Source organism: Thauera chlorobenzoica, from assembly GCF_001922305.1.
In the GTDB taxonomy this organism is placed as follows: domain Bacteria; phylum Pseudomonadota; class Gammaproteobacteria; order Burkholderiales; family Rhodocyclaceae; genus Thauera; species Thauera chlorobenzoica.
In genome coordinates this window covers 192,998-205,867 of record NZ_CP018839.1, presented here as the reverse complement: position 1 = coordinate 205,867, position 12,870 = coordinate 192,998, and the positions used below count along the sequence as shown (strand labels likewise).

At 65.7% G+C, this 12,870-nt stretch carries 11 protein-coding genes; 2 read left to right on the top strand and 9 right to left on the bottom strand.

The genetic code is table 11. The features are described from left to right. Position 1: 1 nt before the first annotated feature. The 8 genes from Tchl_RS00930 to Tchl_RS00895 all read right to left on the bottom strand — a co-directional run bounded on the left by Tchl_RS00930 (position 2) and on the right by Tchl_RS00895 (position 10,639). Positions 2 to 487 carry a phosphate-starvation-inducible PsiE family protein gene (locus Tchl_RS00930; RefSeq protein WP_002931390.1) on the bottom strand — a complete coding sequence of 162 codons (486 nt, stop codon included), beginning with the start codon at positions 485 to 487 and terminating at the stop codon, positions 2 to 4. Between the two features lie 75 nt (positions 488 to 562). Next, a complete protein-coding gene (locus Tchl_RS00925) occupies positions 563 to 3,271 on the bottom strand; it encodes a cation-transporting P-type ATPase (RefSeq protein ID WP_075146742.1) in 2,709 nt (902 codons plus the stop codon). 212 nt (positions 3,272 to 3,483) lie between these two features. Continuing rightward, positions 3,484 to 3,858, bottom strand: coding sequence for a hypothetical protein (locus Tchl_RS00920; protein WP_002937770.1), 375 nt, complete (start codon positions 3,856 to 3,858; stop codon positions 3,484 to 3,486). Positions 3,859 to 3,936: 78 nt separating this feature from the next. After that, positions 3,937 to 7,080, bottom strand: coding sequence for an efflux RND transporter permease subunit (locus tag Tchl_RS00915; protein ID WP_075146741.1), 3,144 nt, complete (start codon positions 7,078 to 7,080; stop codon positions 3,937 to 3,939). A 15-nt stretch (positions 7,081 to 7,095) separates the two neighbouring features. Then, positions 7,096 to 8,247 carry an efflux RND transporter periplasmic adaptor subunit gene (locus tag Tchl_RS00910; RefSeq protein ID WP_198158974.1) on the bottom strand — a complete coding sequence of 384 codons (1,152 nt, stop codon included), beginning with the start codon at positions 8,245 to 8,247 and terminating at the stop codon, positions 7,096 to 7,098. Then, positions 8,247 to 8,876: a hypothetical protein gene (locus tag Tchl_RS00905; protein ID WP_075146740.1), complete on the bottom strand. Its 630-nt coding sequence runs from the start codon at positions 8,874 to 8,876 to the stop codon at positions 8,247 to 8,249. The genes Tchl_RS00910 and Tchl_RS00905 overlap by 1 nt, the downstream gene beginning before the upstream one ends. Further along, on the bottom strand, positions 8,873 to 10,156 hold the full coding sequence (locus Tchl_RS00900) for a TolC family protein (protein ID WP_075146739.1): 1,284 nt from the start codon (positions 10,154 to 10,156) through the stop codon (positions 8,873 to 8,875). The genes Tchl_RS00905 and Tchl_RS00900 overlap by 4 nt, the downstream gene beginning before the upstream one ends. Before the next feature lie 129 nt (positions 10,157 to 10,285). Beyond that, complete coding sequence (locus Tchl_RS00895; RefSeq protein ID WP_075146738.1) at positions 10,286 to 10,639, bottom strand: hypothetical protein; 354 nt, start codon at positions 10,637 to 10,639, stop codon at positions 10,286 to 10,288. A gap of 586 nt (positions 10,640 to 11,225) precedes the next feature. On the opposite strand from Tchl_RS00895, the gene Tchl_RS00890 reads away from it, so the two are divergent. Both Tchl_RS00890 and copK read left to right on the top strand, forming a co-directional pair. Beyond that, positions 11,226 to 11,621 (top strand): CzcE family metal-binding protein, encoded by a 396-nt coding sequence (locus Tchl_RS00890; protein ID WP_002943394.1) that lies wholly within the window; start codon positions 11,226 to 11,228, stop codon positions 11,619 to 11,621. 112 nt (positions 11,622 to 11,733) lie between these two features. Then, positions 11,734 to 12,012 (top strand): periplasmic Cu(I)/Cu(II)-binding protein CopK, encoded by a 279-nt coding sequence (gene copK / locus Tchl_RS00885; RefSeq protein ID WP_075146737.1) that lies wholly within the window; start codon positions 11,734 to 11,736, stop codon positions 12,010 to 12,012. A gap of 227 nt (positions 12,013 to 12,239) precedes the next feature. Here the strand turns inward: copK and Tchl_RS00880 are convergent, their stop codons facing one another. Beyond that, positions 12,240 to 12,869, bottom strand: a complete 630-nt coding sequence (locus Tchl_RS00880) for a methyltransferase family protein (RefSeq protein WP_198158973.1) — start codon at positions 12,867 to 12,869, stop codon at positions 12,240 to 12,242. Position 12,870: the final 1 nt, after the last annotated feature.

Sequence of the window (12,870 nt, the reverse complement as noted above, 5' to 3'; positions counted from 1 at the left end):
GTCACCCTTCTCCGCAGACTACTTTGTGCTTTCTCGGTCTGATCACGATCAGGTAGTAGCCAACTGCGAGGGCGAATGTGATCGCCGCGGTACCGTAGAGATAGCTGGGTTCGACGTCGTTGAAGTCGAGAATGATCACCTTGCGTGAGATCGCCATCAGCGCAGTTCCAAGCACGATCTCCACCGCAAGGTGGTGGCTTTTGTCACTCTCGGCGTAAAGGATGATGTTGTGATAGATCTCTATCGCTATCAGAACCGCCATGAAGGCCCCGAAGGTCGCCAGTATGTCCTTGATCTCGAGCAGCATGAATGGCGGCGACATCAACCTCTGATACAAGACATAAAGAACGTCGGCGACTCCCCAGATGATCACCAGAACCATGATTACCGCCAGCACGCGGGCAACCCGCCCGATGATCCAGTTCAGTAAAGGGATCGTGCCCCCCATGGTCTCTTGCTTAACGCCCTTCTCGTTGCTTGTATTCATCTACGCCTGCGTGAAATAACTTGATTCCAAGGGGGTGCGCACCGTTACTCGGCCGGCCCGCGCGAGCCGCCGGTTTCAGTGCGTTACCGTGCTGCTTGCGCCACGTCTTCTCCAAGCCTTCTCGCCTTCGATCACCAGATAAATGGCGAGGCCGACGGCAACGATCAGCCCCCAGTCGATCCAGCCGATCGGCGCCGTGTGGAAAAGCTTGTTCATCAGCGGAATATAGGTGAACAGCAACTGCACAGCCATCATCGCCCCGATGCCTGCCCAGATCAAAGGATTACTGAACAGCCCGAGACGGAACATGGAGTACCGCAGCGAACGGCAGTTGAGCAGATAGAATGATTGCCCGACCGCGAAGACGTTCACTGCGATCGTCCTCGCCTCCTGCTCGCTGCGCCCGCTATACAACGCCCATTCGAACAGGCCGAAGCTACCCACGAGAAGCAGCAGGCCGACCAGCAGGATGCGTTTGATCAATTCGCCGTTGAGGATCGGTGCCGCGGACAACCTTGGCGGGCGACTCATTATGTCCCGCTCCCGTGGCTCGAAAGCCAGGGTGAGGCCAAGTAGCACGGCCGTGGTCATGTTGATCCACAGCGCCTGAACCGGCAGCACCGGCAGCGGCTGCGCCGCCATCACCGCAGCGATGATCACCAGTCCCTGACCGGCGTTGGTCGGCAAGATCCAGGTGATGAACTTGATCAGGTTGTCGAATACGCCGCGGCCCTCTTCTACAGCAGCTTCGATGGTGGCGAAATTGTCATCGGTGAGCACCATGTCCGCGGCCTCCTTCGAGACATCCGTGCCGGTGATGCCCATCGCGACACCAATGTCGGCCCTTCGCAGCGCCGGCGCGTCGTTTACGCCATCGCCGGTCATCGCGACCACCTCCCCGCGTGCCTGCAAGGCCTCGACCAAGCGCAGCTTCTGTTCGGGCGTCACGCGTGCAAACACCGCCGTGTGCGCGGCAACGTCGATCAAGTCGGCATCAGGGATCTCTTCGAGCGCGCGCCCAGTGAGTACCCCCGCATGTCCCGAGGTGTGCAACAAGCCTATCTGGCCGGCAATGGCAGCGGCGGTCGCGGCGTGATCGCCCGTGATCATCTTGACCTTGATCCCCGCTTCCTGGCAGGCTCGCACTGCGTGGATCGCCTCCTCGCGTGGCGGATCGATCATGCCCTGCAGACCCAGAAAGGTGAGGCCGTCGCAGACATCCTGATGATCGATGTCGGTAGTCCCGCGCGCTACGGCCATCCGGGCAAACGCCAGCACCCGTAGTCCGTGACCGGCCATTGCATTGACCTGACGAAGGACCTCATCAGCGTCGAGCGCGCCCACCGAACCGTCTACTCCGAGCATGACCGTGCAACGCTCGAGGATCTTTTCAACCGACCCCTTGAGATAGACGACCGGGTTGTCGCCGCCGTGCAGGGTGACCATGTATTGATGTTGCGATTCGAACGGAATCGTCTCCAGCCTGGCGGCACGAGCGTTTTCGGTCCTAGCATCGAGACCGGCCTTGCTGGCCGCGACCAGCAGCGCCCCCTCGGTGGGGTCACCCTCGATTCGCCAGGCATCACCGTCACGCTTGAGCACCGCGTCATTACAGAGGAGGCCGGCACGCAGCAACTCGCGCACAACCCCGTGCTCGGCGGCTGAGTGACGCTCGCCATCAAGTCGCAACTCGCCCTCCGGCGCGTAGCCGATGCCGCTGAGCTCGAACGACTGTCCGTCGACCCAGAGTCGCTGGACCGTCATCTCATTGCGAGTAATTGTTCCTGTCTTGTCCGAGCACACCACGGTAGTGCTGCCGAGCGTCTCGACCGCAGGCAGGCGACGGATGATCGCGTTGCGTTTTGCCATGCGCGCTACGCCAATGGCAAGTGTGATGGTGAGCACTGCGGGCAGCCCCTCCGGGATCATCGCAACCGACAAGGCAACGGCGGCCATGAAGAGGTCCACCCAATACTGCCCATGCCACAGGCCCACGGCAAAGGTCAGGCCAGCCAGCCCCAGGATCGCGTAGAGTAGCAGCCTGCTGAAGTGGGCGATCTTGCGCGTCAGCGGTGTGGCGATTACCTCGGCGCTGGCTATGAGCTCCGAAATGCGGCCGATCTCGGTGCTGTCCCCGGTGGCGACAACGACGCCGACCCCTGTACCGTAAGTGACCAGGGTTGAGGAATATGCCAGGTTCGTGCGGTCGGCGAGTGGCGTCTCGAGTTCCAGAATGCCAGGGAACTTGTCCACCGGCACTGATTCACCAGTCAGAGCCGACTCATCGATTTGCAGGCTGCGGCTGCGCAACAGAAACAGGTCTGCGGGCACCTTATCGCCGGAGGCGAGAAGGACGATGTCACCTGGTACGAGCCCGGCTGCGTCGATGCGCTGCTTTTCTCCGGCCCGCAATACGGTGGTCTCCATCTTCAAGGTGCGCGACAGCGCCTCGAGCGCATTGAGCGCCTTACCCTCCTGCACGAATCCGATGATCGAGTTGAGCAGCACCACGCCGAAGATCACCGCTGCATCGACGAAGGCCCCCAAAGAGAGCTTGATGATCACTGCAATAAGCAGAATGTAGACCAGCGCCTGATTGAACTGCAGCAGAAACCTCAACAAGGGTCCATCGCCAACTCGCCTGGCCAGCGAGTTTGGTCCATGTTGATGTTGTCGCTCTTCTACCGCAACCCGATCCAGGCCTGTCTGCCCATTCGTGGCAAGCAGTCTCAGCACCTGTTCGCCGGTCAGATGGTGCCAGTGCTTCTGCTTCGGGTCGCTCACTTGTGATCCTTCATTCGAATTGCGGCCGCAGGCAGATGGATGAGTGGGATTTTACCGCGTCACTCTGCGGGCCGGTCAAACTCATGCACTGGCCTGCGCTTGACGCGCCGCCAGCCCGTTGGCCGGCAAGGCGTCTGGGCGCTGCGCGACTCCCCAGCGGTGGGGGTGTCGCCGCCGCCCCCCTCCGCTGCGACTGCCGGCGCGCTGAGCGCTCAGCGCACGGTGAAACGCACGGTAATGGCCTTCTGGTCGGCGGTGTTGATTGCGGCCACCACCTTTGCCCCCTTGGCGATCGTGACGCCCCTGGCTTCGAGCTTGTCGCCGCTCACGACCAGCGGGGCTTCCGATTTCTCGGTGCCGTTGAGCACAGTCAGCTTGCCGCTCATGCCGGTCGGGACCATGGGCTTGCCGTGATCCTCGACATACAGCATGGCAGCCCCCTCGCCGGCAACGAGTTCGAACGACAGGTCGCTTGCGGTCTGCACGACGCCGCCGTGCTTGGGGGCGGCACCGCCATGCGCGAGTGCCGGGGCGGATGCAAGGGTGGAGCAGGCCAGGATGGCAGCTGCGAGGAACTTGGTGATCATGGGTGATCTCTCCTTGGAAACGCGGTGCGCTTGGCGCAGGCGGCACCGCGAGTGCCTGGTTCTTTAACGAGCGCGCACTCAGAAAGCCTCGCGCGCGTCGGCCACTGCCGGCGTTTGCGCATCCTTGCCGAGCAGCCGCTCGGTGGGCTTGCGACCGAACATCCAGTACATGACCGGGGTGAGCAGGGTGTCCAGCAGCGTCGAGCTGACCAGACCACCGAAGATCACCACCGCGACCGGGTGCAGGATCTCCTTGCCCGGGGCATCGGCGGCCAGCAGCAGCGGCGTCAGTGCGAAGGCTGCAACCAGGGCCGTCATCAGCACCGGCGTCAGCCGCTCGAGCGAGCCGCGCACGATCATGGCCTGGCTGAAAGTCTCGCCCTCGAACTTGCACAGGTTGATGTAGTGGCTGATCTTCAGGATGCCGTTGCGGGTGGCGATACCCGCCAGCGTGATGAAGCCCACCATCGATGCCACCGACAACTGCACCCCGGCGATCCACATCGCCATCACCGAGCCGATCAGCGCCAGCGGGATGTTGGCCATCACGATGCCGGCCAGCACCACCGACTGGTAGCGCGAGTACAGCACCAGGAAGATCATCACCAGCGACACCACCGACAGGCCCGCGATCAGGCGCGTAGCCTGCTCCTGGGCCTGGAACTGGCCTTCCAGGCTGATGAAGTAGCCGGTGGGTAGCGCCTGCCCGGCGATCACGCCGCGCACGGCAGCGATCACCTCGCTCATGTTGCTGCCATCGGTGTTGCCATAGACGACGATGCGGCGACGGCCGTTCTCGCGTCCGACCTGGTTGGGCCCATCGGTCTCCTCGACGCTGGCGATGGCCGACACCGGCACGCGGCCGGCAGGGGTGTCGATCAGCATCCGCGCCAGATCCTGCGGGCTGCGCCGCTCATCGGGCAGACGCAGCACCAGCTCGTAGCGGCGCGGACCGTCCACGATCTGCGCGCCGTGGGCGCCGTCGGTCAGCGCCTGCAGCACGCGGATCGCCTCGCCGGGCGACAGCCCGAGCTGAGCGGCCTTGCGATGGTCCAGCCGCACGGTGATCTGCGGAATCAGCACCTGCTTCTCGACCGTCAGGTCGACCAGGCCCGGCACCCCGCTCAGCCCGGATCGCATCTGTTCGGCCAGGCCGCGCAGCGTGTCGATGTCGTCGCCGAATATCTTCACGGCCACCTGGGCGCGCACGCCCGACAGCAGGTGATCGAGGCGGTGGCTGATCGGTTGGCCGATGGCCACCTGCGCCGGCAGCACCGATAGCCGGTCCCGGATGTCGGCCATGATGGCCTCGCGGTCACGCCCGCTGCGCTTGAGGTCCACGTCGATCTCGGCCGAGTGCACGCCTTCGGCATGCTCGTCGAGCTCGGCGCGGCCGGTGCGGCGGCCGACCTGGGTCACCTCGGGGACCTGGCCGATCAGCAGTTCGGCCTCGCGCCCGATCCGGTTGGCTTCGGCCAGCGACGTGCCGGGCTGCATCACCAGGCCCAGTACCAGCGAACCCTCGTTGAAGGCCGGCAGGAAGGCGCGCGGAAAGAATGGCACCGTCGAGGCGGCGCCCGCCACTGCCAGCACAGCCACCACGATCAGCAGCTTCGCGCGCCCGAAGGACCAGTGCAGCAGCTTCGTGTCCTGGCGCTTGAGCCAGGCGACCAGCGGGCTGTCGCCGTGATCGAGGCGTTTCATCGTCGGCAGCATGTAGTAGCACATCACCGGCGTGACGGTCATCGATACCAGCATCGACGCGCCGATCGACACGATGTAGGCGATGCCCAGCGGCGTGAACAGCCGCCCCTCGATGCCCGGCAGCGCGAACAGGGGCACGAAGACCAGCACGACGATCACCGTCGCATAGACGATGCCCGAGCGCACCTCGACGCTGGCGCTGCGGACGACCTCGAGAACGGGCAGCCGGTCGCGCGCGGCGCGGTTCTGCTTCAGTCGCCGCAGGATGTTCTCGACATCGACCACCGCATCGTCGACCAGCTCACCGATCGCGATCGCCAGCCCGCCCAGCGTCATCACGTTGATGGACTGCCCGAGCCACTGGAACACCAATGCCGTGACCGCGAGCGACAGCGGGATCGCGGTCAGCGAGATCACCGTCGTGCGCGCCGAGAGCAGGAAGGCGAAGAGCACGATCGCCACCATGATGGCCCCGTCGCGAAGCGCCTCGGCCACGTTGCCGATCGAGGCCTGGATGAAGTCGGCCTGACGGAAGAGCACCCTGGGCGCGGCGAGGCCTGCGGGCAGGCCGGGCCTGAGCTCGGCCAGCGCCGACTCGATCTGCGCGGAGAGCGCCACCGTGTCGGCCTGCGGCTGTTTCTGCACGCTGATCACGACCGCCGGCAAACCACCGTAACCCGCATCACCGCGCTTGAGCCCCGGCGCGAACGAGACGGCTGCCACCTGTTCGAGCAGGATGGAGCGCCCGTCCTTCCAGGCCACCGCGATGCCGGCCAGGTCCTCGATGCGGTTGCTGCGCCCCAGGTGCCGGATCAGGTACTCGCGGCTGTTGAGGTCGATGAAGCCACCCCCGGCGTTCCCGGCGTAGCCCTCGAGCGCCTTCTCGAGCTGGTTGAGCGACACGTCGAACTGCGCCATGCGGGCCGTGTCGGGCGCCACGCGCAGCGTGCGCACCTCGCCCCCGATCGGGATCACCTGCGACACACCGGGAATCGACAGCAGGCGCGGGCGCAGCACGAAGTCGGCATACTCGCGCGCCGCCATCGGGCTGACGGCTGGCGTCTGGCCGTCACCGGCGCCCAGCGGCAGCGCGATCAGCATGACCTCGCCCATGATCGACGACACAGGGCCCATGACGGGCGTGATGTCGCCGGGCAACTGCTCGCGCACCAGTGCCAGCCGTTCGGCCACCAGTTGGCGGTTGCGGTAGATGTCGGTGCCCCAATCGAACTCGGCGTAGAGGATGGACAGACCCACGCCCGAGGTGCTGCGTACTCGGGTGACGCCGGGCATGCCGTTGAGTGCGGTCTCGAGCGGGAAGGTGACCAGTTGCTCCACCTCCTCGGGCGCCATCCCGCCCGCCTCGGTCAGCACCGTGACGAGGGGTTTGTTGAGGTCGGGGAAGACGTCGACCGGCGTGCGCCAGGCGGTCATCGCGCCGTAGACCATCAGCAGCGCGGCCACGGCAAGCACGAACAGCCGGTTGTGCAGGCTGTAGCGAACGATCCAGTTGAACATGAGGGGGACTCCCGTTCAGCGGATCTGAGCGATCAGCGCTGCGCCCTGGACGACGACGCGGTTGTCCGCGCCAAGGCCCTGGGTGATCACCACCGTGCTCGCATCCAGCGCCTGGAGCCGGACGGGCTGCGCGATGAAGCGCTCGGCCCCCGACTTGATCCAGACGATCGGCTCGTTGGTCGCGTTGCGCACCACGGCCTGGGCCGGCAGCACGATGCCTTTGACGCGCTGGTTCGACTGCGCGATCACGGTCACCGGCTGGCCGATCGCCAGCGGGAGTGGCGCACCCGGTGCCACGGTGAAGATCAGCGGCAGCACACCGTCGCGCAGCATCTGCGCGCCGCCGACGAACTGCAAGCTCGCCTCGGGCACGCCCTGAAGCGATGCCGCACCGACGCTGGCGGCCAGCGCCGGATCGGCGGTGACGGCCTCGACCAGCATGCGCGACGGGTCGACCACGTCGAACAACACGTCGTTCGGTGCGACGACCTGGCCGACCGTGACGTCGGCGCGAGCGATCACGCCGGAGACCGACGCGACCAGTGACTCGCGCGCCTCCAGGCTGGCGCCGATGCTGCGCTCGCGCTCGGTGAGCATGCGGGCTTCGGTGCGCGCGGCGTCGATGTCCTTGCGTGGCACCGTACCCTCGAGGCCTTGGAGGCGCCGGACGCGCTGCTCGGCGATCTGGCGCTGCGCGCGCAACTCGGCCAGCTGGGCCTTCTGGCCCGCCTGGGCATAGGGGTCGGCGTGATGGCGAACATGGGCCAGCAACTCGCCCTGCGCCACCCGCTGCCCGACGAGCGGCAGCCCCCTGGGGCCGGGCTCGATGCGGCCGCCATGCACGGTCTGCACGCGGCCGCTGGCGTTGGGGTCGGCGATCACCCGTCCAGGCAGCTCGACCGTGGCCGCAGCCTCGGACTCCGCCGCCAGCAGCGTGCGGATCGCCATGCGGCGTTGCGCGGCCTTCGGCACATTGACGCTGCCGTCGGGCAAGCGCGCCAGCCCGGATGGGCTGGCCGTGGCAGCGGGCGCGTCCAGGTGTTCGCCGTTGGGACCATGCGCGCCCGGCGCCGCGTGGACGGCCGGCGTGAACAGGATCCAGGCCGGCAAGGCCGCCACCGCGAGCCAGGCGGACCGCAGCCGATGAAGGGGGGGGATGGCGTTCATCACTTCACCCCCGTGGCGAGGTTCGAGGTGCGCCGGCGGCGCCAGGCGGCAGCCGCAAGCGCCCCGAGCACGAGAACGCCACCGCCGATCAGGGCTGCACGCTCGAGCGCATGACCATGCGCATGGCCGTGGTCGTCGACGCCGTGACCGCCTCCCGCACGGGCGGCGCCGGCAAGCGGCCCGGTGACCAGCGTGCCGTCCAGCAGGTCGGCGTCGTTGTCGCTGGCCAGCGTGAAGACGAGGGCATGCTCGCCCGGCGCGGCGAGCGCCTCGAGCAGTGCCGCATCGGTTGCGGCGTAGTCGCCACTGTCCGGGCGGAAGGCGGCCACGGCCTTGTGCGCGCCCGACTCGACCTCCAGCCGGGCGCCGAGCACGGGCTCGTTGGTTTCGTAGCGATCGACCAGGATGACGAGCTGGCCAGCCTCTAGGCTGGCGACCAGCTCATAGCCTTCCGACCTGGCTTCGACACGGGGCAGGCTCGCGCCGCCGGCGACCACCGGCTGTTGGTCGAGATGTTCGCCGTTGGGACCGTGCGCCCCGGGGGCGGCCAGGCTGATCATGGGCGACAGGGCCGCCACGGTCAGCACGGCCAGCAGCCGGCGGCGCAGGTTGAGGATGGATGGGTTCATGGGAGCAATCCGAGCGCTTGTTGGAGACGGGCGCGGGCGAGGCCCAGCGCGGCGGTATGGCGGGCGAGCGCAGCATCGGCCTCGGCAGCGGCGGCCAGCGCACGCAGCAGGTCCGGCAGCGGTGTTTCGCCGACATCGAAGGATTTGCCGATCAGCTCGGCACGTTCGCGCAACAGGCGGGCACGCGTGGTTCCGGCCTCGCGCTGCACCTCGGCGGCGCGGACGGCCTCGCGCGCCAGGGCGACGTCGCTTTCCAGGCGCTCGCGCAGCCGCTGCAAGCGCGTTTGTGCAACATCCAGCTCGGCCAGCGCAGCCGATTCGAGCGGTCGATTGCGTGCGTCGCCGCCAAAGGGCAGGCGCAGACCGACCACGACGCTGCCTTCGGAAGACGCACCGGACCCGGCATGGTCCTGGCGGACGCCGATCGTCAGCTCCGGCGCGTCGCGGCGCGAGTGCCGCATCAGCTCGACCCGCCGCTGCGCCAGCTCGGTAGCCTGGGTCGCCGACTGCAGTTCCGGATGCGAAGACATCGAAGGCTCGGCCGTCGGCTCGGGCACGGCGTCGGCGACAAGGTCCGGCGCCGCCGTGAGGCCGGTCAGTTGCACCCAGCGTACGCGAGCAGCGTCCAGGCGCTGCCGCGCATCGGTCAGGGCGGTCCCGGCCGCCAGGTGCTCGGCCTGTGCGGCCAGCGCATCGGCGCGGGCCAGTTCGCCGGCGCGCACCCGGCGCCCGACGTCGTCCGCAAGCCGCTGCAGGGACTGGACCTGGCCCTCGGCCTGCGCGACCTCGGCCGCGAGGCTGGCCCATGCCCATGCCTGCTCGCGCAACTCGCCCGCCAGTTGCAGTCGCGCCGCCTGCTCGGCAGAGGCCGCCTGCGCCGAGGCCGCAGCGCTCACGCCCTGGTGCGCATCACGCTGGCCGGGGAGCCACAGTGGCAAGGCGACGCCCAGCTCGGTCTCGCGGGCGCCATCATTGCTTTGGAGCCGATCGTCGCGATGGCTCAGGGTGAGCGACGGCGGGGCTGCCCACAGGGACTGGGAGGCGAGGCGCTCGGCGTCGGTGCGACGCAGCTGCCCCTCGGCTTCCCGGGCCACGACGGCGCGCTGCCAGGCAGCATCCAGTGCGACACGCAGCGGCACGCGCTCGGCCGCAAGGGAAGGCTCGGGGGAGGTGGCCGCCAAGGGGCGGTCGTGCACGGAAGCACTCGGCTGGGCCCAGCAAGGCCCACCGACCATGCTGCCGGCGACGACGCAGGCAGATAGCCAGAAAGATGGTCTCACGATGATCCTGAAAGTTGCGTGGGGGTCAGCCAAGCACGCGAACGCGCCCGCAGCGATGGAAAGCGGGACGGTGCGAGCTGGCTGGTTCAGGGGCAGGGTCCGTGGGGGGGACGCCTGCCACGCAGGGTTTCAGGAGCGCAGACTAGGCGGCCTGAGCAGGCCGTCCGGGAAGGGGCCGGGAACGGCAGCATCGTGCCACTCGGACGGCAGGACCGAGCCTGTAGGCGGGAGCACGTGAGAGATCGAGCACAGCAACTCGACGTGACCGCCAACGTGGTCGCCGGAGACGTGTTGCAGCGATTCGTCCGATTGATCCTGGTGGAACGAACCGTCGTGGTGGTGATGGTGACCCGTCGCCTGCCAGTGCAGCGCTGCGTGCTCCGGATCGGATGGCAAACTGTTGGCCGCGTCCACGCGCGCCACTGCCATCGACTGGCAAAGCAGGGAAATCAGCGTGACGAAAAGGACAAGAAGCCGGCGCATGGCCGCGAATCCTAACACGGCCGATTTCGCACGCGTACTCACTTCTCTTCACTCACAGGGGGCGTGTGACGATCCAGAGCGCGTCCGGGGTACTGCACATCCCTCGGAACACTACCAACGGCGACGTAGGCAAGGTTCGTGGGTCCCCGCAGTATGGGTTTGGTCGTAGCGGCAGCTTGCCGGGCCAACCCGACGCTCGAATGACCGAGGCACGCAAAGATTGACAGACGGCTGACGGCCGGACTGAGACCTCCGCCAGTGATGCGGCAAGGCCGACGGCCTCCGTCCGTCTCGACCCGACCCAATCCAGCCGTCGGGCTCTTCGTGGTGCGAACGGCAAGTAACCGAGTGAAGCCGTCACCTCGCATGACATGTTGGGGGACGTGAAATTGGTGCTTCGTTCACGCGTCTGCCGTTCGGTCAAGGCCTTGGACTGACGAAACCCGGCCCGCCAACCCTGACCGTACCCTTTCATTCTTATGACTTAAACGTAATTGCAGGGTCACTGCCCTGTCAGTCGCTGGCTCCTATGATCGAGTCCATGGTTGCTCAAGCATGAGCAGCCAATCTGGACAAGGAGCCCATCATGAAAAAGTCGATCATCGCCGTTCTCGCCGTCTCGGCCATCAGCACCCTTGGATCTTCCGCTGCGTTCGCACACGAAGACTATTCCGAGGGCGGTGCGCTGCACTGGCTCGAGCATGTCCAGGCACGCGCTTCGAGCCCGACTGAGCGAGAGCTGGCCACATATGGCTACGCGAGCAACGCCACGCCCTCCCGCACCGTGATCGTCAATGCGGACACGCGCTACATCAACGTCACGCGGCTCGAGACGGTTGCCCTGAAGGTCGGTGACAAGACGGTCAACTGGACCTTCGACACCCTCGGCACAAACAGCTTTCCGCTTTCGAAGGTGGTCCAAGGGGGCGACAAGGTGACTGTCTATCTCGAAGAAAGCCCCCTTTACCGCAGCGGCTCCTGATAGCACCAAGCTTCCCCAGGAACCAAGGCGGGTAAGGCATCGGGCAATCTTCTATGGAAGAGGCCTGATGCAATGTTCAGCAATTATTTGTAGTTGATTCAAGGAGACGAGCATGTTGAAGAAAGCACTAATGGTCGCGGCACTTGGGATTGCCACCACATCGGCCTTCGCGGTCGATGTCGAGCGGGTCGAAAAGTCCATCCCCATGAAGGATGGCTCGACGGTCTACATCTTCAAGGATGGGAAAATGGGCATGGAGGACAAGATGGGCCGTGCGGTGAGGATGAAACACGGCGAAGTGATGGAGACCAAGGATGGACAGAAGATCATGATGCACGGCGACGAGGTCATGCGTCTCGACAGCATCCTTCGCCACGACACCCGTCCGTAACTGATTCGCACGTTTCAGGATGAACTTGCCCCCGGTGTCGATCCCGGGGGCTTTTCTGTCGACCTTTTTCAGGATCGGCGGGTTTGATTGATCAAACTCACTCTGCCCCGCGCGCATGCATGGTGCCCCAAACTCAAAGGCGCCTTGCTTGCAGGCAATGAGGAATCTGCGCGTCGGCATCTCCCTCTACTTCGCAAGCGGCGCTCTGGACCAAACGATCCGTCGAACTACCGCAGGCGAGGAATGAACGCCGGCGTGCGGTCGCGGTATGAGCGATAGGCATCACCGAATGCCTCGATCGCATCGAGTTCTTCCCGGCGGGCGAGCCTGGCGTACACGATCAACAGAACCGGGAACATGATCAGCGTGATCAAGGTCGGCCACTGCAGCAAGAAGCCGAACATGACCAGAACGAACGCGACGTATTGCGGGTGTCGAATGCGGGCGTAGGGGCCGCTGTCGGCGACGCGGCGGGTGCGCTGAGCCTCGAGGAGTACGGGCCAGGCCTTTGCCAGGAGCCAGAAGCCACCGACGATGAACAAGGTGCTCAAGAGGTGAAACGGGCCGAAGTGCGGGTTACTGCTCCATCCGAACATGACCTCCAAGAGGTGCCCTGAGTCGTGGGCAAAAAAATCGATTCCCGGAAATTTCGAAGACAGCCACCCCGAGAGCAGGTAGATCGTCAACGGAAAGCCGTACATCTCGGTGAAGAGCGCCAGGATGAAGGCCGAGTAAGCGCCCAAGGATCGCCAGTCCCGGCTTGTGCGGGGACGCGTGAAGCTGAAGGCGAAGGCGATGAAGAACAGCGAGTTGATGATGACCAGTGACCACAAGCCGTAACTCGACGTCTCATTCATC

What these genes read in the sequence shown, in the direction of transcription:
- Tchl_RS00930 (WP_002931390.1), bottom strand. Translation starts at nt 487, where the DNA reads ATGAATACAAGCAACGAGAAGGGCGTTAAGCAAGAGACCATGGGGGGC.
- Tchl_RS00920 (WP_002937770.1), bottom strand. Translation starts at nt 3,858, where the DNA reads ATGATCACCAAGTTCCTCGCAGCTGCCATCCTGGCCTGCTCCACCCTT.
- Tchl_RS00890 (WP_002943394.1), top strand. Translation starts at nt 11,226, where the DNA reads ATGAAAAAGTCGATCATCGCCGTTCTCGCCGTCTCGGCCATCAGCACC.
- Tchl_RS00905 (WP_075146740.1), bottom strand. Translation starts at nt 8,876, where the DNA reads ATGAACCCATCCATCCTCAACCTGCGCCGCCGGCTGCTGGCCGTGCTG.
- Tchl_RS00915 (WP_075146741.1), bottom strand. Translation starts at nt 7,080, where the DNA reads ATGTTCAACTGGATCGTTCGCTACAGCCTGCACAACCGGCTGTTCGTG.
- Tchl_RS00895 (WP_075146738.1), bottom strand. Translation starts at nt 10,639, where the DNA reads ATGCGCCGGCTTCTTGTCCTTTTCGTCACGCTGATTTCCCTGCTTTGC.
- Tchl_RS00910 (WP_198158974.1), bottom strand. Translation starts at nt 8,247, where the DNA reads ATGAACGCCATCCCCCCCCTTCATCGGCTGCGGTCCGCCTGGCTCGCG.
- copK (WP_075146737.1), top strand. Translation starts at nt 11,734, where the DNA reads ATGTTGAAGAAAGCACTAATGGTCGCGGCACTTGGGATTGCCACCACA.
- Tchl_RS00880 (WP_198158973.1), bottom strand. Translation starts at nt 12,869, where the DNA reads ATGAATGAGACGTCGAGTTACGGCTTGTGGTCACTGGTCATCATCAAC.